This window comes from Streptomyces parvus (assembly GCF_032121415.1).
In the GTDB taxonomy this organism is placed as follows: Bacteria; Actinomycetota; Actinomycetes; order Streptomycetales; family Streptomycetaceae; genus Streptomyces; species Streptomyces globisporus_A.
In genome coordinates this window covers 4,549,034-4,569,953 of sequence record NZ_CP135079.1, presented here as the reverse complement: position 1 = coordinate 4,569,953, position 20,920 = coordinate 4,549,034, and the positions used below count along the sequence as shown (strand labels likewise).

The following is a 20,920-nucleotide window of genomic DNA, read 5'->3' as shown; positions in this document are numbered from 1 at the left end:
AGGACGGCCACAACGGCCTGCCCGGGGCCCCTCGGGGCCGTCCGTCCGTCAGGGACCGGTTCCCTGGCCCACGCGCTCCACCCGGTAGACCTGGTGGTGATGGCGGTCGTCGAGGCCGTCGGCGACCTTCTGGGCCTCGGCCTGCGTGGCATACCGGCCCACGCGGTAGCGGTTGCCGCCGTCGTCCTGCCGTATCACCTGCCAGGGGAGCACGGCGCCGCTCTCGCTCATCGTGTCGCTCCCCCGCATATCGCCCCTCTTCCCACCGGCGTGCTCGTCTCTAAGGCTCCCCAGGAAACCGCAGTACGCATATGCCCGAGCGTACGCCTGACCTTCACTCAGTGCAGGCGGCTTTACACAAAGAGATACACATCCGGCCATCACGAAGGGGGCGCATCCACAGAATGCACCCCCTCGTGACCCGTCCCACGCCCGGCTCACGGCCTCCTCATGGCCCGTCAGCCCCGCCCGGCACCCCTCGCCCGGCCCGATTCCCGTCCCGGCGCCGGGCCCGACGCGGCGTCACCTCGTCTCATCGCACCGGCAGGTGGTAGGCGACCCGGTACCGGTCCGCCGGAACGACCACGTCGGCCGTCTCCACGGCCCGGCCGGACGCGTAGTACGTACGCCCGATGACGATGACCACATGGCCGGGCACACCGCCGAGCGCCAGGAGCTCCTCCGCCAGCCCCGGGCGCGCACCGACCTCCTCGGCGACGTTGTCCACGACGACGTCGATCGCGGCCATCCGGTCGACCACCCCGCAGCCGCCCAACGGGCCCTCCTCCGGCAGCATCACGGGCGTGCGGCCCGTGATGGCGAGCGGCTCCCAGGAGGTGGAGAGCATGATCGGCTCACCCGCTTCCCGGAAGACGTAGTGCGTGCGCATCACGCGGTCGCCCGGCTCGATGCCCAGCCGCTCGGCGACCTCGGGGCTCGCCCCCTCCTGCTCGCTGCTGGACTCCCAGGTCCCGCGCGCCCCCTCGGCCGTCTGCTCCTGCCGGAACGGACTGGCCCCCTTGTCCGGCCGGTAGCCGGAGCGGGCGATCATGCGGGGTACCGGGCGTTCGCGCACATAGGTGCCGGAGCCGGAGCGCCCCTCGACCAGCCCCTCCGCCATCAGGACCTTCCGCGCCTCCAGGGCGACGGTGTCCGAGACCCCGTACTCCTCGCGGATGCGGGCCTGCGACGGCAGGCGGGTATGGGGCGGCAGCGCGCCGTTGACGATCTTCTCCCTGAGATCGCTCGCCACGCGCAGATAGGCGGGCTGCTCACCGAAAGTCACAGGCCACTCCCAACAGGTTGACAGTCTGCGACAGCCTGACAACCGTGGGTTGTATACCGCAAGCATGGGCCAGAGTTTCACCCAATGTGATGATCTTGTGGCGGTCCACGCATGCCCCCGACCCCGGATTCCTGCCCCTCGCCCTCCCGGTCCACGCGTCCGCGGCGTCGGGCGACTCCGGGGCCCTTGACCATTTTTGGTCCAGACCAATACCTTCCCTGTGCACAGCACGGCTCTCCCCCGCCCCTTCCGCACAGGAACGAGCCCCATGCGTCGAAGAAACCTGTCCCGAATGACCATCGCCGGCGTCGCCCTGGCCCTGCTGGCAGGCGCCGCGCCCGCGGCCACGGCCGGTACCGGCCACGACCGGAACGACGGCGGCGACCGCGGCAAGGGCCACCACCGCCCCGCGTACAAGAACATCGGCTACTTCACCCAATGGGGCGTCTACGGACGCGACTTCCAGGTCAAGGACCTGGACACCAGCGGGGCCGCGGCCAGACTGACCCACATCAACTACGCCTTCGGCAACGTCAGCGCCGAGGGCACGTGCTTCACCGGCAATATCCCCGGCCAGGCCGACGCCTGGGCGGACTACGTCCGTCCGCTCGACGCGGCGGGATCGGTGGACGGCGTCGCCGACACCGACGCCCAGCCGCTCGCGGGCAACTTCAACCAGCTGCGCGAGCTGAAGGCCAAGCACCCCGGCCTCAAGGTCATGATCTCGCTGGGCGGCTGGAGCTGGTCCACCCACTTCTCCGACGCGGTCCGCACCGCGGCCTCCCGCAAGGCGCTCGTCGCCTCCTGCGTCGACCTGTACATCAAGGGCAACCTCCCCCAGGACGGCGCACGCGGCGGCGACGGCGCGGCGGCCGGACTCTTCGACGGCATCGACGTCGACTGGGAGTGGCCCGGCTCACCGGCCAACGAGGGCACCGTCTTCCGCCCGGAGGACAAGAAGAACTTCACCGCCCTGATCCACGAGTTCCGCACCCAGCTCGACGCCCACGCGAAGAGCGAGGCCAAGGCGGCGGAGAAGGCGGGCAAGGGCGAGGGGCGCGGGCACGGGCACCGCAAGCCCAAGCACTACGACCTGTCGGCGTACGTCCCGGCCAACCCGAAGGCCATCGACGCGGGCTTCGACGTGAAGCGCCTCATGAAGGACTTCGATTTCGTCAACATCCAGGGCTACGACTACCACGTCTCGGGCGAGAAGAAGACGGCCCAGCAGTCGGCCCTGTACGCGCGGAACGACTTCAGCGTCGACCGGACCGTGCGGGACTGGGTGCGCCGCGGCGCGCCCAAGCACAAGATCGTGGTGGGCATGCCGACGTACGGCCAGGGCTGGACCGGCGTGACCGGCGGCGGTACGGGCCTGGGGCAGCCGGCGACGGGTCCGGCTCCGGCCACCTGGGCGGCGGGCTACGAGGACTACAAGGTCCTCAAGAAGCTGGCCGCTTCGGGGACGTACAAGGTCCACCGTGATGTGAGGAACGGCCATGCGTGGCTGTTCGACGGCACGACGCTGTGGACGTACGACGACCCGCAGGTGCTGCGCGCCAAGGCCTCGTACGTCCGGGACAAGGGGCTCGGCGGGGCGATGTTCTGGTCGCTGGACGGCGACACGGAGGACGCCGAGCTGGTCACCGCGGTCGACCGCGCGCTCAACCGCCGCTGACCCCGAGGGCACGGCCGCCCGCCCGGACGACCGAAAGGGGCCGGGACGGTCGCACGACGCGACCGTCCCGGCCCTTCTCACGCTGTCTCACGCTGTTCGGTGGTTCACCGCGGGGGCGGGATCAGAACTGGAGCGCCCAGCTGTTGATCCGGCCGGTGTCGGCGTTCGCGTTGTCGCTGACCCGGAGCTTCCAGGTGCCGTTGGCGACCTCGGAGGAGGCGTTGACCGTGTACGTGGTGACCACGTTGTCGGCGCTGCCGCCCGAGCCGTACGCCTTCAGGTTGTAGACCGAGCCGTCGGGCGCGACCAGGTCGATCTTCAGGTCACCGATGTAGGTGTGGGAGATGTTGACCGGAACCTGGAGCGCGGCCGGGGCGTTGCCGGTGATCCCGGTGACCGTGACCGGGGCCTCGACGGTGGCGTTGTCGTTGATCGCGTAGCCGGTGGTGTTCTCGAACTTCTTGCCGGGCGGCGGGGTGGTGCCGCCCGGGCCCACGTACAGCAGGCGGTTCGGCGAGCCGGTGCCCGGGCTGCCGACGACCCCGGTGGTGGCGGCGGCGACGAGTCCGGCGGAGACCTGGGCGGGGGTCGAGCCCGGGTTGTCGGCGAGGAAGACGGCGGCGGCGCCGGCGACGTGCGGGCTGGCCATCGACGTGCCGGAGATGGTGTTCGTGGCGGAGTCGCTGGTGCTCCACGTCGAGGTGATCGAGGAGCCGGGCGCGAAGATGTCCACGACCGCGCCGTAGTTGGAGAAGCTGGAGCGGGCGTCGGTGCTGGTCGTCGAGCCGACCGTGATGGCCTCGGCGACGCGCGCCGGGGACTTGGTGCTGGCGTTGGTCGACTCGTTGCCCGCGGCGACGGCGTAGGTGATGCCGGCGGCGATGGACCGCTGGACGGCCGCGTCGAGGACCGCGTCCGCGCCTCCGCCGAGGCTCATGTTGGCGACGGCGGGCTTGACGGCGTTGGCCGTCACCCAGTCGATGCCCGCGACGACCTGCGCGGTGGTTCCGGAGCCCTGGTTGTTGAGCACCCGGACGCCGACGATCTTCGCCTTCTTGGCCACGCCGTGGGCGGTGCCCGCGACGGTGCCCGCCACGTGCGTGCCGTGGCCGTGGCCGTCCTGGGCGACGTTGTCGTTGTCGATGGCGTCGTAGCCGTTGAAGGCCCGGCCGCCGAAGTCGCTGTGGCTGATGCGTACCCCGGTGTCGATGACGTAGGCGGTGACGCCCTCGCCGGCCTTGTCGGGGTAGGTGTAGCGCTGGTCCAGCGGGAGGTTCCGCTGGTCGATCCGGTCCAGTCCCCAGGAGGGCGGGTTGGTCTGGGTGGCGGAGACCGTGAAGGTGCGGTTCTGGGAGACGGACGCGACGGCCGGGTCGGCGGCGAACTTCTTCGCCTCCGCGGCGGTGGCCTCGACCGCGTAGCCGTTGAGGGCCGAGCGGTAGGTGCGTTCGATGCTCGCGCCGTACTTCTTCGCGAGGGCCTTGCCCTTGGCGGAGTCCGACTTCGCGGCCGAGTCCTTCAGCGTCACGATGTAGCTGTCGCTGATGGTGCCCGGAGCGTCCGCGTTCAGGATCACGCCTTCGGGTGCGCGCTCGGCCGCGGTCGCCGGCAGGGCGGCGGTGGCGAGGGCGACGGCGGCTGCGGTGGCTATGACGGTCGCCGCGGCGAGTCTTCGACGGGCCTGGGGGGTCTGACGCGTCACTGACATGTGAGGGGTCCTCCTCATAGGCGGTGCTCTGGTGGGGGGTGGTGCCGGAGCCGCACGACCGACTCCCGACAGGGGCATGACAAATCAGCCGTCGGAACGCCCCGCGTTCTGCGTCGTCCGGTGAGCGGCACGCCCTGCTGCCAGCGAAAGATTGACCGATCCATGGCGAACTCACAAGGGTGCCTTGGGGTGTTCCATACGCCCGCCATTCACCTGCCATATGCCTGACATGCTGGCGGACATGACGATCTATTACTGTCCAGTGGATGGGACGCGATCCGCGATCACCGCTCTGACCTGGTGCTGTCCGGTCTGCCGGGGGCCCTGGGATCTCGACTTCGCCCCCGCGCGGGGCGTCGGGGCGAACGCTCTTTCCGGCCGGATCGATTCATTGTGGCGTTACAAGGATTTCCTCCCGCTCGCCTCCTCGGCGATCTCCCTGGGCGAGGGGCGCACCCCTCTCGTGCCGCTCACGGACACTGTTTCGGCGAAGCTCGACTATCTGATGCCGACGCTCTCCTTCAAGGACCGGGGCGCGGTGATGCTCGCGGAGCTGGCCCGGCGGCTGGGCCCGGACCGGGTGGTGGCGGACAGCTCGGGCAACGCGGGCACGTCGGTCGCGGCGTACTGCGCGCGCGCCGGACTGCCGTGCACGGTGTACGTCCCCGAGGGCACGTCGCCGAAGAAGACCGAGCAGATCCGGGCCCACGGCGCGCGCCTGGTGACCGTCCCGGGCGGCCGGGAGGCGACCGCGCTGGCGGCCGGCGCGGCGGCGGACGAACCGGGGGTCTTCTACGCCTCGCACGTCTTCAACCCGTATTTCCTGCACGGGACGAAGACGTACGTGTACGAGCTCTGGGAAGACCTCGGCGGCCGGCTGCCGGATGCGCTGGCGGTCCCGGTCGGCAACGGCACCCTGCTGCTGGGCGCGGCGCTGGCGGTGGCCGAACTGCACGCGCTGGGCCTGATCGGGACGCGCCCCCGCCTGGTCGCGGTCCAGGCGGAGGCGGTTTCCCCGCTGGCCGCCGCCTTCCACGCGGGCGCGGACGACCTCCTCCCGCCCGACGCGGCCGGGGCGCCCGCCCCCACCCTCGCGGAGGGCATCGCCATCCCCCGCCCGCCACGCGCCCGCCAGATCCTGGCGGCGGTACGAGAATCCGGTGGCACGTTCCTGACGGTCCCCGAGGACCACCTCCGCGAGGCCCAACGAGACCTGGCGGCGCGCGGCTTCTACGTCGAGACGACGGGCGTGGCCTGCTGGGCGGCGGTACGGGAGGGGGGCGACGCGGTACGGGGCGGCGTGGTGGTGCCGCTGTGCGGGGCGGGACTGAAGACGGGGATGGCGGGGTAGACGGCTCCCCCGGTGGCCGGATCTGCTCCATCCGGCGGGCAGGCGGGCGCCCCGTGCGGGGGCTGTGCGCGCCGTGGACGCCGCCCGCACCGCCGCCTCCCTACCTTCGTACCGTGAGCCTCCCCCGCGTCTCAGCCCTCGCCCTCGCTCCCCTGGTCGTCGCCGCCCTGCTCGCCCCGCTGCCGCCGGCCGCCGTGGCCGCCGGGCCCGACCCCGTACCGACGTCCGGCCGGGGCCGTCCGTCCGATCCCCCCGGGCCCGGCTCCGGCGGCCCTCCCCCCGCCTGCGGGAACGCCTCCGATCCGGCCTGGGCGCCCTCCTCCACCCGCTTCGGGGAGGCCGACGGCTACGACCCGTACATCGGCAACGGCTATCTCGGCCACCGAGTCCCGGCCACCGGCGCCGGGTACGCCTCCACCGGGGAGAAGACCGGCTGGCCGCTCTACACCCCCCGCTACGACGGCGCCTTCGTCTCCGGGCTGTACGCGGCGGACCGGGCCGTCGCCGAGGGGCGGGAGGCGGTCGCCGCGCTGCCCAGCTGGACCGGCGTCGACGTGGGCGTCGGCAAGGAGACGCTCGGCCCGAAGACCCCGGCGGGCCGGATCTCGCACTACCGCCAGACCGTCTTCCTCTCCTGCGGCCTCGTGCGCACCTCGCTGCGGTGGACGACGGCGGACGGCCGTGCGACCGACCTCACCTACGAGGTCCTGGCCGACCGCTCCGACGTCCACACCGGTGCCGTACGCCTGCGGATGACCCCGCGCTGGAGCGGCGCCGCGACCGTCTCCGGCCGGCTCGACCAACGGGGCGCGCGCCGGATCACGCTCCGCGAGAACGGCACCTTCCGCACGCTCGGCACGAACGTCGAGGGGGCGGTCGCGCAGGCGATGCGGCGCGGCTCCGGTGTGGTCGAGACCCTGCGCCCCGGCGCTGCCCCCCGCGCGACCCCGGTCCGGGCGGGCCGGACGTACACCTTCGAGAAGTACGTCGGCGTCGACACCGCGCTCACCTCCGCCACCCCCGCCGAGGACGCCCGCGAGGCGGCGCACCGGGCGGCGCGGCGCGGCTGGGACCGGGTGTTCGCGGCGAACGAGGCCGCCTGGCGCGAGGCCTGGTCCGCCGACGTCCTGGTGCCGGGCGACCGTGAGCTGCAGGGCTGGCTGCGCTCCGCCCAGTACGGGCTGCTGGCGAGCACCCGGCGCGGCTCCTCGGACAGCATCGCCCCGGCCGGCCTGACCAGCGACAACTACGCGGGCCTGGTGTTCTGGGACGCCGAGACGTGGATGTTCCCGGGGCTTCTCGCCACCCGCCCGGAGCTGGCGCGTTCGGTCGTCGAGTACCGCTACCGCACCCGTGGCGCGGCCCGGGCGAACGCCGAGAAGCTGGGCCACGACGGCCTGTTCTACCCCTGGACGAGCGCGAGCCGGGGCCGGCTGGACTCCGAGTGCCACAGCGTGGACCCACCGCACTGCCTGACCCAGAATCACCTCCAGGGCGATGTGTCGCTGGCCGTCTGGCAGTACTACCTCGCCACCGGCGACCGCGACTGGCTGGCAACGCGCGGCTGGCCGCTCCTGAAGGGCATCGCCGACTTCTGGCAGTCGCGCGCCACGGCGAACCCGGACGGCAGCTACTCCGTCAACGACGTGGCGGGGCCCGACGAATACAGCAACGGCGTCGACGACGGGGTGTTCACCAACGCGGTCGCCGCCACCGCCCTGCGCAACGCGACCCGCGCGGCCCGCCTCCTCGGCCAGAACCCGCCCGCCGGCTGGAACCGGGTCGCGGGCCGTCTCCGTATCCCGTACGACGCGGAGAAGAAGGTCTTCCTCCAGTACGCGGGCTACAACGGCTCCACGATCAAGCAGGCGGACACGGTCCTGCTGACCTACCCCCTGGAGTGGCCGATGGAGCCGGGCGCGGCGGCGGCCACCCTGGACTACTACGCGGCCCGTACCGACCCGGACGGCCCGGCGATGACCGACTCGGTGCACGCGATCGACGCGGCGGCGATCGGGGAGCCGGGCTGCTCGGCGTACACGTATCTCCAGCGCTCGGTCCGGCCGTATCTGCGCGGCCCGTACGACCTCTTCTCCGAGGCGCGCGGTGACAAGGCGGGCTCGGAGGACCCGCTGTCCGGCTTCCCCGCCGACGACTTCCTGACCGGCAAGGGCGGCTTCCTCCAAGTGTTCACGCACGGCCTGACGGGACTCCGGCTCCGCGAGGACGGCGTACGGCTGGACCCGACGCTGCCGCCCCAGCTGCGCGAGGGCGTCACGTTGAAGGGCCTGCGGTTCCGGGACGCGGCGTACGAGGTCGAGATCGGGCCCCGGACGACCACCGTCCGGCTGAACTCGGGCTCGCCGTTCACGGTCCACACGGCGCAGGGGCCGCGCCGCCTCGCCGCCACGCTGACCCTGCCCACCCGCCGCCCGGACCTGGTCCCGACGGCCGACGCTGCGCGCTGCCGCCCGGTGACGGCGACCTCCCAGGCCCCGGGCCTGTACGCGGAGGCGGCGGTGGACGGGAGCCCGGCGACGTCCTGGTCCCCCGACGGCGCGACGGGCTCCCTGACGGTGGACCTGGGCCCGCGCCCGCTGCGGATCACGGCGGTGACCCCGCGCTGGAGCGACGTACCGCCCGCTTCCCACACGCTGGAGACCTCCCTCGACGGCCGCTTCTGGCGTCCCTTCCTGGCGGGCGACACGGCCAGGAAGGTCCGGGTCACGGTCCGCTCGCAGGACCCGGAGAAGCCGGCGGGGGTGGCGGAGCTGCGGGTGGCGGCGGAGGGCCGGTAGGGGGCCGCCCCGCCTCTTGCGGGCAAGGGGCCGCCCCCGCCTGGTCCCGGCAGCGGGCCGCCTCAGCTCTCGGGGCAGGGCGGCACCTTGCCGCTGCGCCGGTCGCGGGCGTACTCCGCACCGGTCTGCTCGTACCACCTGCGCGGCGGAGGCGGGCCAGAGGACCGGCAGTCGAAGGACGGGAAGTAGACCCTCCGGTAGCCGGAGGCGTCGGTCAGGCGGGCGGTCAGCTCGAACGGCTCGCCCCCGGGGCCGCTGATCGTCATCTCCGCGGTGCTGCCGCCGACTTCGTAGTGCACCCGGTACCGCCAGCGGCAGTAGCCCGTCGAGGCCGTCGCCTGGACGATGAACGCCTCGGTCTCGTTCTGGTTCAACGTGATGTGCTTGGCCTCGGGTCCCGTGAAGAACGGCTTGGCGTCCTTGGCGTCCTTGCCGGAGATCTTGAGGCGCGGGCGCGGGGCGTCCACCTCCAGCTCCAGCGGGATGACGTCCATGACCCCCTGGGAGGGGAAGTGCGCCAGGCTGCCGCCGAGCGGCTTCGCACACCTTCCTCCCTCCAGTACGGGCACGATGTCGGTGATACGGACCTGCTGGGCGGCCCTGCCCTGCACGGTGATCATCCACTCCGCGTTCCCGGCGTCGACGGCCTTCCGGCCCTCCCGCCAGGGGCCGCCCGACGAGATCTCTTCGAGGATCTTCCGGTCCGCGGCGCTCCCGGCCCCTTCCTCCTCGCGCACCACGTAGTACCCGATGTCCTTGACGTCCTTGACCTCGACCACGTCGATGGCGTTCTGCGGTGAGAGCCGGTCCGGCACCCGGTCCAGCGGCAGGATCGTCTTCACCGACGCGGTCAGGACGTCCTGGAACGTCACGGTCACCACGGCCAGCAGGATGCCCAGCAGCCAGGTGGTCGGGCTCTGCACGAACCGCAGCCGGCCCGTCGCCCCCTCGGCCTCCTCCTCGGGGCGCGGCGGGCGCGCCCCGCTCCCCCGCCGTACGCTCGCCCGGGTGAGCGCGCCCGTCCTGCGGGTCCCCCGCCGGTTAGTCGCCATGGGTCGACCGCTCCTCGCGCTCAGGGACCGGCTGGTCCTCGTACTCGTCGGCGCGGGGGGCCGCGGAGACCGCCGCACGCCGCGTCATCAGCAGAACCACGGCCAGGAGCGCGAGCCCCGTGGCCCACCCCCAGGCCGCCCCGAACCGGACGGCGTCGCCGAGGGCCACCCCCAGGTGTTCGACGTTCGCCCCGCTTTCGCCGCGCGGGGCGAACCATCGCATCAGCCGGCCGTCCACGACCGCGGCGACGACGGCCGCCAGGACCGTGGCGTACCAGCCCTTCACGGCCAGGTCGGCGAGGGCAGCCGGGCGCCACCGCCCCACCTCCGCCGCACGCCGCGCCAGGGAGCGGAGCGCCACGGCCAGCACCAGGAGGAAGACGGCGCAGACCACCAGGGTCGCGATCCAGCCCCCGAGCAGCTCGGTCCTGAGCGGGCGCAGGCGCAGCGCCGGGTAGAGGACCCCGCTCCACTCCTCGACCGCGGCCGGCGGCCGGTAGTCCTCCCACAGGTCCGGATCGAAGGTGACCGAGGCGTCCGGAGACCCCGGGACTCCCTGGTAGAGGTGCCTGACCCGGACGTGACGAAGGACCGGGCCCCCCGCCACGGCCAGCAGCACGGCCGGGATCAGCCCGGCGCTGAGGAGTTGGCGCCGGGCACGGGCGGAGAACCGCGACGGACCGGACTTCTCACGCCCCTCGCGGTCCTCGTAGCCCTCACTGCCCTCGTCGCTCTCGGTGCCCTCCGCGGTCCTGAGGTGGGTCCGCACGGGCTGCCAGTCCCGGTACCGCCACACCAGGATCCAGAGGACGACCGGCAGCCACAGCGTGAGCAGCGCGAACTGGGCTGCCGCGCCCGGCACTTCACCCGTCTGGGCCCGCACCACCCAGGCGCGGTAGGCGGGCATCGCGGTGGAGGCGTCCGGGTCCAGGGCGGGGCCGATCAGCGTCGCCGCCCCCGCGGCGAGCAGCGCGGCGCCGCCCAGGGCGAGGACGGTCCTGAGCCTCGGCCTGATGCCGACGCTTCTGCGGAGCACGCCGTAGGTGAGCAGACCGCTCAGCAGCAGGAAGACGACCTGCGGCAGCCAGCCCTGCACCTGGTGCAGGTCGCGCACCGCGAAGCCTTCGAGGGAGAGGCCCAGCAGTTGGACCTCACCCACGGTCGCCTCGGGCTCCACGAGTTCGGAGACCTGCCGCTTCATCGGGTCGAGGAAGAACAGGACGGTCGCCTGGCTCCACACCCCGTAGGCGGCCAGCACCATGGACAGGCGGCGATTCACCGTCGTATTCCCCCGAGTCGCCTGTGCCGTACAAGAGTTGCGCGGCAAGTCTGCCGTACGGGCGCGGCCGTACCAAGACGTTTACGCCGAGCGGCTGAGCAACTCAGCCGCCCCGGCCGCTCGACCGCCAGCCGCTCATCGGCTCACGGCTCACGGCTCATGGCTCACGGCTCACGGCTCACGGCTCACGGCTCAGCCTTTCCGCCGCCGGTGGCCTGCCCCCGCCCCGGCCGGGTCTCGCCCGCGGCCTCCGCCTCGGCCTTCGCGTCGCTCACCGCGGCGGCGGCCTGTTTCGCGGCCTCGTCGGCGGCGGCGACGGCGTCCAGCGCGAGGGTCGAGTTCGGCTCGATCTCCGGCCCCCCGACGCCGTCCTTGTCGCTGTCGGCGACATCGGCGGCCGCGCTCTCGCGCTCCGCGGACGCCGACAGCCCCGCCCCGGCCGACTGGTCGCCGAACGCGGTGGTGACGGTGCGGATCGCCTCGGTCAGCTCGCCCGGGATCACCCAGAAGGTGTTGTTGTCGCTCTGCGCCAGATCGGGGAGCGTCTCCAGGTACTTGTACGCCAGGACCTTCGCGTCGGCGTTGTTGCGGTGGACGGCCTGGAAGACGAGCTCCACGGCCTTCGACTCGCCGTCGGCCCGCAGGATCATGGCCTGCTGCGTGCCCTGGGCCTCCAGGATGTCCTTCTGCTTCGTGCCCTCCGCGGTGAGGATCTTGGCCTGCCGCTCACCTTCGGCGTGCAGGATGGCGGCGCGCTTGTCACGCTCGGCCCGCATCTGCTTCTCCATCGCCTCTTTGATGGTGTTCGGCGGATCGATGGCCTTGATCTCGACCCGGTTGACCCGGATGCCCCACTTCCCGGTCGCGTCGTCGAGGACGGCCCGGAGCCGGGCGTTGATCTCCTCGCGCGAGGTGAGCGTCGCCTCCAGGTCCATGGAGCCGATGACGTTCCGCAGGGTGGTCACGGTGAGCTGGTCGATGGCGTGCAGATAGTCGGCGACCTCGTAGGCCGCGGCCCGCGGGTCGGTGATCTGGTAGTAGAGCACGGTGTCGATGTTGACCACGAGGTTGTCCTCGGTGATCACCGGTTTGGGGTCGGACGAATACACCTGCTCACGCACGTCGAGCTTGGTGTTGACCCGGTCCGCCACCGGCAGGACGAAGTTCAGACCGGGCTGGAGGGTTCTGCGGTACCGGCCGAACCGCTCGATGTTGTAGCGGCGCGCCTGCGGAACGATCCGCACGGTGGCCGCCACGAGGAAGACCACGACGAGCGCCGCCACGAGAATCGGTATGACCACCGGATCCATGCTTCTTCCTCCATCGCTGCTCGCTACGGGCGCGGCGCCAGGGGGCGGCGCTACGCGTTCGGCCGGTCACGGAAGGAGCTCGCGGGGATAGACGACGGCGGTGGCGCCCTCGATCTCCATGACGTCCACCAGCGCTCCCACCGGGATCACATGGCTTTCGTCGAGGGCGCGGGCGGTCCACTCCTCACCGGCGAGCTTGATCAGGCCATGGGTCGCGGTGACCTCCTGCACGACCTCCGCGCGCTTGCCGATCAGCGCGTCGCTGCCCTCATGGGTCAGGGGCGCCTGCGCCATGTGCCGCATCGCGACGGGGCGGACGAGGGCGAGACCGGCCGCCGCCGCCAGTCCGAGCGCCACGAGCTGACCGAACAGGCCGACGCCCACACCGGCCACGAGGGCAGCGACCAGGGCCGCCCCGGCCAGCAGCCCGAAGACCAGCGTCAGGGTGAAGAACTCCGCAGCGCCGAGCGCCGCGGCGGCGAGCAACCATGCGTACCACGGCATCGAATCAGCCTCCCCAAGGGGACCTACTGAGGTAGTACCCCTACGGGCCTCGTCCGGAACCGCCCGATGCGCCCGATCTGCGAACGGGGTCCCGACCCGTTGGAGACCGGGCAGCGGACGGGGCGCGCTGCGGAGCGCCGAGGCCGGGCCCGTACCGGAGGCGAAGGCGGGAGCGGGTCAGCGCCGCCGGTAGGACCCGTCCAGGGTGGGGATCTCGGCGGAGGCATGCAGGGTGACGCCGTCGACCGGCTTGACCTGGGCGGCGACCAGAGCGAGTACGGCGGCCGAGAGGCGGGCCTTGTCCGCGTCGGTGCGACCGTGGCGCAGTCCGATCTCGACGTGCAGAACGGCGTGGCCTTCGGTCTCGGCTCCGGCGACGAAGTCCACAACCCGCCGGAAACGTGTCCTGCAGTCTTCCGGCCGAGCGTCGACGGTGGCGACGACCACCGGGTGCAGGGCGAGCGCGAAGGCCTGACGGTCGAAGGCCGCATCGAGCGTGCCGGAGTAGTCGACGGTGATCTGTGGCAAGGCGGACAACTCCTCGAACGGCAGCCGGTCAGCGGGCGCTGGCAGAGCCCGCCGTACGGAGGGCACGGTAATCGTTCAGTGCCATCCGCGCCCCCGGCCGTTCGCCCCACGCGTTCCTGTGCGTTGCGGTCGGCATGAGGAAGGGGTCGGTCAAGAGAGTCCGACCCCCAGCACACGACCGTGCCGACGTGGGTCGCCCAGCACCAACGACCTGGCCGACCACGCCCAGGTGATCCTCTACTCCCAGTTCTGGCGAGTGGACGCCGGCCGCACATACAGCGTCTCCGGCACTGGCCTGTACTGGGAACTCGAATGGACCGCGCCCTGGGAGCACCTGGTCGAAGAGTCCCGCACCTGGTCCCTCCTGGAAGCCTTCGAAGCCCCCGCTGGCGACAACATCTTCGTCGCCCCCACCTGGATCGACCGTGCCGACGTGCGCCCGGAGGGGTGACCCATGCCGTTCCAGCACCCCGAAGAAATCGGGCTACGGCTACGTAATCGAGCGCTACGTGACAAGGAAGGGCTCTGACCGCCCGCGCTACCGCGAACTGAAAAGCGGTCGCGTCCTGCGTCCCGGGTGGCCCCGTGCCGAACGCTCTGCCCGTCACCTCATCGACGACGCAGCCACGATCAGCGATGCCGAACTGGAGGCCCTTCTCGGCTTCGAGTGGCGTTCACGCTTCACCGCCGCCTGGCTGATCGGCATAGGCCGACGCGCAGCGTTCCGCGAACGCATCGGCGACTTGCTCCTGGCCAGCGAGGTCTGCTTCTCCGGCGGCGCCTACTGTTTCGCCCTGGCCCGCTTCGGCCCACACGCCGACGCCGAGGTCAGTCGGCGGTGCCGGACTCCCCACTCGGCTTGCACCCCGCTCACCGAGGCGATCATGTCGAAGTCGCCGTCGTAGTGCAGGACCGTGGCCCCATGCCGTTCTGCGGTTGCCGCGATGAGGACGTCGGCCGACGACAGCGCCCGGTGAAAGCCAGCGTTCAGCGCCAGCGCCTGGATCGCGAGCGCCTGCTCGAACTCCTCGTCGTTGCAGGGCAAGTAGTCGAAACCACGGAGCAGGGTACGCAGGCGCAGCGCCTCGGGCTGTCCACGCGCCGAGTACAGAACCTCATACTCGGTCGGGGCGCACACAGCCAGGAGTCCATCGCGGTCCAGTGCATCCAGCCGCGCCCGCACTGCCGGTTTGCCCCGGCGGGCCAGCGCGGACTTGTCGATGAGGTAGCGCCCATTCACGCCGCCGAAGCCCCGTCCTCGCGCTTGAGCGAGCCGTCCGGATTCCGCGGCCCCGTCTGCGACCGGATCTCCGCGAACACGTCATCAAACTCACCATCGTCAATGGCATCGAACAGCTCCCGGCGCAGCCGCAGCCTCACCCCCTCCTCCATGGCCGCCCGCACTGCGGCGGCCTTCGCCCTCGCCCCATACACCCACATCGCCTGCTCGACGATCTCCTCGTCCAGATCGATCACAATCCTGGCCATCAGTTGTCTCCTTCACAGCTCGACGCTCCAACAACGATGTCAATTGAGAGTAAGAAATGGCATCAAAATGCTGGAGCGCGTCGAGGGTGCCTCGATCAGAGCCGGGAGCACGACCTGGACTGGTTGATCAGCTTTCCGATCGGCGAGCAACCCTGGAGGGAGACCCTGTACGAACTCCCTGACCTGGGCCTCGGCGAACGAATCGACGCCATGTTGCCGGACCGGCCACTCCGCAAGTCAGTGGAAGCCGGCAAGAACGAACCCGGGCACGGCAGACTGCGCTCCCCGCGACGATCGGCTCGTAGTCTCGGGAGGGCTCATCAGAGTGGAACCCGGCACCGGCGGCGCATCCGCGCCCCAGCGCAAACCCAGCACGGTACGCATGACAAGGGATGACGGCAGGTGACGAGGGGTCAGGCAACTCGGCACCATCCCAGCACCGGAAAAAGCAAAGGGCCCGACTCCGAAGAGTCGAGCCCTCCTGAACTGCATGTTTGCCAGATCAGCGACGTGGTGACACGTCAGCCGCTACACGTTGAAGCGGAACTCCACCACGTCCCCGTCCTGCATGACGTAGTCCTTGCCCTCCATGCGGGCCTTGCCCTGCGCGCGGGCCTCGGCCACCGAGCCGGTCTCCACCAGGTCGTCGAAGGAGATGATCTCCGCCTTGATGAAGCCCTTCTGGAAGTCGGTGTGGATGACACCGGCCGCCTCCGGGGCCGTGGCGCCCTTCCTGATGGTCCAGGCGCGGGCTTCCTTCGGGCCTGCCGTGAGGTAGGTCTGGAGGCCGAGGGTCTCGAAGCCGACGCGGCCGAGGGTGGCGAGGCCGGGCTCTTCCTGGCCCATGGACTGGAGCAGTTCGAGGGCCTCGTCGTCGTCCAGCTCGATCAGCTCGGACTCGATCTTGGCGTTCAGGAAGATCGCCTCGGCGGGGGCGACCAGGGCGCGCTGCTCGTTCTTGAAGTCCTCGTCGACCAGCTCGTCCTCGTCGACGTTGAAGACGTACAGGAACGGCTTGGTGGTGAGGAGGTGCAGCTCGTGGAGGAGCCTGCCCTTCTCCGTGCCCGCCGTGATGCCCGCGGCGAACAGGGTCTGGCCCGTCTCCAGGATCTGCTTCGCCTCCTCGACCGCGGCGAGGACCGCGACCTTCTCCTTCTGGAGGCGGGACTCCTTCGTCAGGCGCGGGACGGCCTTCTCGACGGACTGGAGGTCGGCGAGGATCAGCTCGGTGTTGATCGTCTCGATGTCGTCCTTCGGCGAGACCTTGCCGTCGACGTGGACGACGTTCTCGTCCTTGAAGGCCCGGATGACCTGGCAGATCGCGTCGGACTCGCGGATGTTCGCCAGGAACTTGTTCCCCAGGCCCTCGCCCTCCGAAGCGCCTCGGACGATGCCGGCGATGTCGACGAAGTCCACCGTCGCCGGGAGGAGCCGCTGGGAGCTGAAGATCTCCGCGAGCTTGTTCAGGCGCGGGTCCGGGACGCCGACCACGCCGACGTTCGGCTCGATCGTGGCGAACGGGTAGTTGGCCGCCAGCACGTCGTTCTTGGTCAGGGCGTTGAACAGGGTCGACTTGCCGACATTCGGCAGACCGACGATTCCGATCGTGAGCGACACGTTGGCGACTTCCTGGAGTGAGGCGGGGAGGGAGCAAGGCGTCCGGTCCGGCTCGGCGTTCCGGGCGGGGTCGGCCCGGGGCCGGAGTGGACCGATTCTCCAGTCTACGGGCCTGCCCCACGGGCCCGAACAGTGACGGCTTTCGGCCGTGCGGCATCGAACGCAACCCCAAGGTCGGCCAAAGCGCGTGTCCAACGCCTGATTCCCCGCCCCCCGCCACCTACGTTGTGGAGGTGGAGCAGCACAGGACACGTCCCCCGCAGCGCCGGCAGCCCCCGCAGGCCGCGCCCGCCCCGCCCGCGCCGGGCGGTTCCGCCGTGTACCGGGTACGGGTGCGGAGCGTGCCGCCCGTGGTCCTCGCGTTGCGGCGGTTCCCCAACCCCCGGCTCACCGGGATCGGGGCCGGGCTGTTCGCCTCGCTCACCATGTTCGTGCTCGCCTGCGTCGACCGGCTGCTGTTCGACGGCTCGGAACTCGTCTACGGGCTGCTCTTCCTGCCCGTCAGCGCGCTCACCGCCCTCTGGGTCCGGCCCGCCGACCTCGTCACCGCGCCGATCAGCGTGCCGATCGCCTTCGCCGTCGGGGTCTTCCCGATCTCCGGGGGGTCCGAGGGCTTCGGCGGGCAGGTCATGGGCCTCGTCACCGCCCTCGCCGTGCACGCCGGCTGGCTGTACGGCGGAACGCTCGTCGCGGGCCTCATCACCACCGTACGCAAGGTGCGTCTGATGCGGGCCCGGCGGCGGTACGTGCTGGCCCAGGGGCGCGGACCCGCCGGTGAGCGCACGCCCCGGGCCGCGGCCGCCGCCTCCGCCTCGCCCTCGGACGCGAAGCCCGTACGGGCCGGGGCCGGCACAGCAGCCGCGGCGCGCCGCCCTCAGCGGCCCTGAGGTCCGGGGGCCCGCCTTCTCGGGCCCGCCCCCCTGCCTGGCCTGCTCCTGCCGCCCTGCTCCGCCCTCGCGGCCCCGCTCTTCGGGTCTGCTCAGTCCTTGACCGGCCCCGAGCCCGCCGCCGCCATGGCCGCCCCCACGATGCCCGCGTTGTTCTGCAGCTGCGCCGGGACCAGCTCGGCGCGGACCTTCTCGATCAGGGGCAGGAACTTCTCCGCCTTGCGGCTCACGCCGCCGCCGATGATGAACAGCTCCGGCGAGAACAGCATCTCCACGTGCAGCAGATACTTCTGGACCCGGTGCGCCCAGTGCTGCCAGCTCAGGTCCTCGTCCTCCTTGGCCTTCGTGGAGGCGTGCTTCTCCGCCTCGTGGCCGTGCAGTTCCAGGTGGCCCAGCTCGGTGTTGGGGACGAGCTTGCCGTCGGTGAAGACCGCGCTGCCGATGCCCGTACCGAACGTCAGCAGGATGACCGTGCCCCTACGGCCCTTGCCCGCGCCGAAGGTCATCTCCGCCACCCCGGCCGCGTCCGCGTCGTTCAGGATGGTGACCGGCCGGCCGATCCGCTCGCCCAGCAGGGTGCGGGCGTCCGTGTCGATCCAGCCCTTGTCGACATTGGCCGCGGTGCGGGTGATGCCGTCCGTGACGACCCCGGGGAAGGTGATGCCGACCGGGCCCGACCAGTCGAAATGGCCGACCACCTCCGCCACGCCGTCGGCCACGCCCTGGGGCGTGGCCGGGTGCGGTGTCAGCACTTTGTGGCGCTCGCGCGCCAGGTCTCCGCGGTCCAGGTCCACGGGAGCGCCCTTGATCCCGGATCCGCCGATGTCCACGCCGAAGATCTCCATGGAATCCACGGTACGGGCAGGCCGGGCCCGTTGCGCGGCTACTCGGCGGAAAGGGCGGCGGCCTCGGCGCGCAGGTCGCGGCGGAGCTCCTTGGGCAGGGAGAAGGTGATCGACTCGTCGGCCGTCTTCACCGTCTCCACGTCCGCGTAACCCCGCTCCGCCAGCCATTCCAGAACGCCGTCGACGAGAACGTCGGGGACCGAGGCCCCGGAGGTCAGACCGACCGTGGTCACGCCCTCCAGCCACGCCTCGTCGATCTCGCTCGCGAAGTCGACCAGATGGGCGGCGGGGGCTCCCGCGTCCAGGGCGACCTCGACCATCCGGATGGAGTTCGAGGAGTTCTTGGAGCCGACCACGATGACCAGCTCGGCGTCCTCGGCGAGCTTCTTCACCGCGATCTGGCGGTTCTGCGTGGCGTAGCAGATGTCGTCGCTGGGCGGCGAGAGGAGGTTCGGGAACTTCGACTTGAGGGCGTCGACCGTCTCCATCGTCTCGTCGACGGACAGGGTGGTCTGGGAGAGCCAGACGACCTTCGACTCGTCGCGGACCTCGACGTTCGCCACGTCCTCGGGGCCGTCGACCAGCTGGATGTGCTCGGGGGCCTCGCCGGAGGTGCCGATGACCTCCTCGTGGCCCTCGTGGCCGATCAGGAGGATGTCGTAGTCCTCCTTGGCGTACCGGACGGCTTCCTTGTGGACCTTGGTGACCAGCGGGCAGGTCGCGTCGATGGTGGCGAGCTTGCGCTCGGCGGCCTCCGCGTGAACGGTGGGCGCGACTCCGTGCGCGGAGAACATCACGATGGAGCCCTCGGGCACCTCCGCGGTGACGTCCACGAAGATCGCGCCCTTCTTCTCCAGGGTCTGCACGACGTACTTGTTGTGCACGATCTCGTGGCGGACGTAGATCGGGGCCCCGTACTGCTCCAGGGCCTTCTCGACGGCGATCACGGCGCGGTCCACGCCCGCGCAGTAGCCACGGGGAGCGGCGAGCAGGACACGGCGGGCAGGCGTTGCAGTCATGCGTCCCATCGTAAGGCCGTGGCGAACAGGCGCGAGGACGGCCCGATCGGGACACTGGTCGCGGTACGTGTGCGAGAAATGGCTGCTGGTGATGGAGGGGCGGTGACCTCGGTGTCGGGGAGCGGAGCGGAGAGCGGTACGGGAAGTGGTACGGGGAGTGGGGCGGGGAGCGGTGCGGCGGGTGGTTCCGGCAGCCGTGCGGAGGACGGCCGGCTGCGGCGGACTCTGGGGTTCCGGGACCTGGTCGTCTACGGGCTCCTCTTCATCGCCCCGATGGCCCCCGTCGGCGTGTTCGGCACTCTGGACGCGAAATCCGACGGCGCGGTCGCCCTCGTCTACATCGTGGCCACCGTGGTCATGGGCTTCACCGCCTTCAGTTACGCCCAGATGGTGCGGGTCGCCCCCTTCGCCGGTTCGGTCTTCACGTATGCCCGCAAGGGGCTCGGGGAAGGGCCGGGGTTCATCGCCGGGTGGATGGCGATGCTCGACTACCTGCTGATCCCCGCCGTCGCCTACCTCTTCTCCGGGATCGCGATGAACGCCCTGGTTCCGGAGGTCTCGCGGTGGGTGTGGACCGCGATCGCGGTCCTCGTGACCACCCTGCTCAACCTGTGGGGCGTACGCGCCGCCGCCCGCGTCGGCTTCGCGGTGCTGGCCATGGAGATCGTGGTGCTGCTGGTCTTCGTGGTCTCGGCCGTGGTCGTCCTCGTACGGGACGGGGCGCAGCGCGGCTGGTTGACGCCGCTGACCGGGGACACCGGGTTCTCCATGGCGGCGGTGCTGGGAGCCGTGTCGATCGCCGTGCTGTCGTATCTGGGCTTCGACGCCATCGCCTCGTTCGCCGAGGAGGTGACGGGCGGCTCGCAGAAGGTGGCGCGGGCGGTGCTGTTCTGTCTGGTGCTCGCCGGTGTCCTGTTCGTGGCCCAGTCGTACCTGGCGGCGCTGCTGGAGCCGGTGAGCTCGGCGGAGCTGGCGGCGGACCCGGCTGCGCAGGGGTCGGCGTTCTACGACGCGGTGGACGCGTCGGTGGGGACCTGGCTGCACGATCTGGTGGCGGTCAGCAAGGCCGTCGGGGCCGCGTTCGCCGCACTGGCGGGGCAGGCCGCCGCCGGCCGGCTCGTCTTCGCGATGGCCCGGGAGCGGCGGCTGCCGCACCTCCTCGCGAAGGTCGACCCGAAGTCGGGCGTGCCGCGGCCGGCGATCCTCGGTGCGGGCATCGTGACGCTGGTGGCCGCCGTGTGGGCGGCCCGGCGCGACGACGGCCTGGACCATCTGGTCTCGGTGGTCGACATCGGCGCGCTGACGGCGTTCGTGCTGCTGCACGCGTCGGTGGTCGGCTGGTTCGTCGTACGCCGGATGGCGGGGCCGCCTGTGTGGTGGCGGCACGTCCTCGTCCCGGTGGTCGGCGCGGGGGTGCTGGTCGCGGTCATCGTGGAGGCGACGACCTCCGCCCAGGTGGTGGGCCTCTGCTGGCTCGGGGTGGGGCTCGTGGTGCTGGCGGTGCAGGGGACGGGGCGCCGGAGCGGGGCCGAGGGGCCCGGCGGGCCCGGCCCCGCTGAGCGCTGAGACCC

19 protein-coding genes and 1 pseudogene are annotated in these 20,920 nt (G+C 71.4%); 7 read left to right on the top strand and 13 right to left on the bottom strand.

The features are described 5' to 3' along the window. Positions 1-48 precede the first annotated feature (48 nt). Entirely contained in the window at positions 49-249 is a 201-nt protein-coding gene (locus RNL97_RS21750) for a hypothetical protein (protein ID WP_030576480.1), read from the bottom strand. 283 nt (positions 250-532) lie between these two features. After that, positions 533-1,285, bottom strand: coding sequence for a GntR family transcriptional regulator (locus tag RNL97_RS21745; RefSeq protein WP_030576477.1), 753 nt, complete (start codon positions 1,283-1,285; stop codon positions 533-535). Between the two features lie 268 nt (positions 1,286-1,553). Between RNL97_RS21745 and RNL97_RS21740 the strand changes: the two genes are divergently transcribed. Further along, entirely contained in the window at positions 1,554-2,963 is a 1,410-nt protein-coding gene (locus RNL97_RS21740) for a glycoside hydrolase family 18 protein (protein WP_313751090.1), read from the top strand. Between the two features lie 121 nt (positions 2,964-3,084). On the opposite strand, the gene RNL97_RS21735 is transcribed toward RNL97_RS21740, so the two are convergent. Further along, on the bottom strand, positions 3,085-4,671 hold the full coding sequence (locus RNL97_RS21735) for a S8 family peptidase (RefSeq protein WP_030576471.1): 1,587 nt from the start codon (positions 4,669-4,671) through the stop codon (positions 3,085-3,087). Between the two features lie 229 nt (positions 4,672-4,900). On the opposite strand from RNL97_RS21735, the gene RNL97_RS21730 reads away from it, so the two are divergent. Beyond that, a complete protein-coding gene (locus RNL97_RS21730) occupies positions 4,901-6,022 on the top strand; it encodes a threonine synthase (protein WP_313751655.1) in 1,122 nt (373 codons plus the stop codon). A 113-nt stretch (positions 6,023-6,135) separates the two neighbouring features. Then, complete coding sequence (locus RNL97_RS21725) at positions 6,136-8,820, top strand: glycosyl hydrolase family 65 domain-containing protein (RefSeq protein WP_243314994.1); 2,685 nt, start codon at positions 6,136-6,138, stop codon at positions 8,818-8,820. A 62-nt stretch (positions 8,821-8,882) separates the two neighbouring features. Here RNL97_RS21725 and RNL97_RS21720 read toward each other — a convergent pair whose 3' ends face one another. From RNL97_RS21720 to RNL97_RS21700, 5 genes are all read right to left on the bottom strand, one after another. Beyond that, positions 8,883-9,872: a hypothetical protein gene (locus RNL97_RS21720; protein WP_313751089.1), complete on the bottom strand. Its 990-nt coding sequence runs from the start codon at positions 9,870-9,872 to the stop codon at positions 8,883-8,885. Continuing rightward, on the bottom strand, positions 9,862-11,151 hold the full coding sequence (locus RNL97_RS21715) for a hypothetical protein (protein WP_313751088.1): 1,290 nt from the start codon (positions 11,149-11,151) through the stop codon (positions 9,862-9,864). Before RNL97_RS21715 ends, RNL97_RS21720 begins: the two co-directional genes overlap by 11 nt. A gap of 185 nt (positions 11,152-11,336) precedes the next feature. After that, positions 11,337-12,461, bottom strand: a complete 1,125-nt coding sequence (locus RNL97_RS21710; RefSeq protein ID WP_030576455.1) for an SPFH domain-containing protein — start codon at positions 12,459-12,461, stop codon at positions 11,337-11,339. Between the two features lie 66 nt (positions 12,462-12,527). Beyond that, positions 12,528-12,965: an NfeD family protein gene (locus RNL97_RS21705; protein ID WP_030576452.1), complete on the bottom strand. Its 438-nt coding sequence runs from the start codon at positions 12,963-12,965 to the stop codon at positions 12,528-12,530. A 177-nt stretch (positions 12,966-13,142) separates the two neighbouring features. Continuing rightward, complete coding sequence (locus tag RNL97_RS21700; protein ID WP_030576448.1) at positions 13,143-13,493, bottom strand: 5-carboxymethyl-2-hydroxymuconate Delta-isomerase; 351 nt, start codon at positions 13,491-13,493, stop codon at positions 13,143-13,145. A 229-nt stretch (positions 13,494-13,722) separates the two neighbouring features. On the opposite strand from RNL97_RS21700, the gene RNL97_RS21695 reads away from it, so the two are divergent. Further along, positions 13,723-13,944: a hypothetical protein gene (locus RNL97_RS21695; RefSeq protein ID WP_030576445.1), complete on the top strand. Its 222-nt coding sequence runs from the start codon at positions 13,723-13,725 to the stop codon at positions 13,942-13,944. Continuing rightward, positions 13,919-14,263 (top strand): annotated as a pseudogene (locus tag RNL97_RS21690) (DUF6000 family protein); the annotation flags it as partial. The gene RNL97_RS21695 and the pseudogene RNL97_RS21690, both read left to right, overlap by 26 nt. 11 nt (positions 14,264-14,274) lie before the next feature. Here the strand turns inward: RNL97_RS21690 and RNL97_RS21685 are convergent. The 3 genes from RNL97_RS21685 to ychF form a co-directional block, all read right to left on the bottom strand. Further along, positions 14,275-14,733, bottom strand: a complete 459-nt coding sequence (locus RNL97_RS21685; protein WP_243314988.1) for a PIN domain nuclease — start codon at positions 14,731-14,733, stop codon at positions 14,275-14,277. Continuing rightward, positions 14,730-14,981: a type II toxin-antitoxin system VapB family antitoxin gene (locus tag RNL97_RS21680; RefSeq protein ID WP_313751087.1), complete on the bottom strand. Its 252-nt coding sequence runs from the start codon at positions 14,979-14,981 to the stop codon at positions 14,730-14,732. Before RNL97_RS21680 ends, RNL97_RS21685 begins: the two co-directional genes overlap by 4 nt. A gap of 528 nt (positions 14,982-15,509) precedes the next feature. Continuing rightward, on the bottom strand, positions 15,510-16,598 hold the full coding sequence (gene ychF, locus RNL97_RS21675) for a redox-regulated ATPase YchF (protein ID WP_030576435.1): 1,089 nt from the start codon (positions 16,596-16,598) through the stop codon (positions 15,510-15,512). Between the two features lie 317 nt (positions 16,599-16,915). Here ychF and RNL97_RS21670 point away from each other — a divergent pair, with 317 nt between their 5' ends. After that, entirely contained in the window at positions 16,916-17,485 is a 570-nt protein-coding gene (locus tag RNL97_RS21670) for a DUF6542 domain-containing protein (RefSeq protein WP_030576432.1), read from the top strand. A gap of 92 nt (positions 17,486-17,577) precedes the next feature. On the opposite strand, the gene ppgK is transcribed toward RNL97_RS21670, so the two are convergent. Both ppgK and RNL97_RS21660 read right to left on the bottom strand, forming a co-directional pair. Next, entirely contained in the window at positions 17,578-18,330 is a 753-nt protein-coding gene (ppgK, locus tag RNL97_RS21665; RefSeq protein ID WP_030576430.1) for a polyphosphate--glucose phosphotransferase, read from the bottom strand. 38 nt (positions 18,331-18,368) lie between these two features. Further along, on the bottom strand, positions 18,369-19,358 hold the full coding sequence (locus tag RNL97_RS21660) for a 4-hydroxy-3-methylbut-2-enyl diphosphate reductase (protein ID WP_199814144.1): 990 nt from the start codon (positions 19,356-19,358) through the stop codon (positions 18,369-18,371). A 264-nt stretch (positions 19,359-19,622) separates the two neighbouring features. Here RNL97_RS21660 and RNL97_RS21655 point away from each other — a divergent pair, with 264 nt between their 5' ends. After that, on the top strand, positions 19,623-20,915 hold the full coding sequence (locus RNL97_RS21655; protein WP_234313335.1) for an APC family permease: 1,293 nt from the start codon (positions 19,623-19,625) through the stop codon (positions 20,913-20,915). The last annotated feature ends 5 nt before the right edge of the window (positions 20,916-20,920 follow it).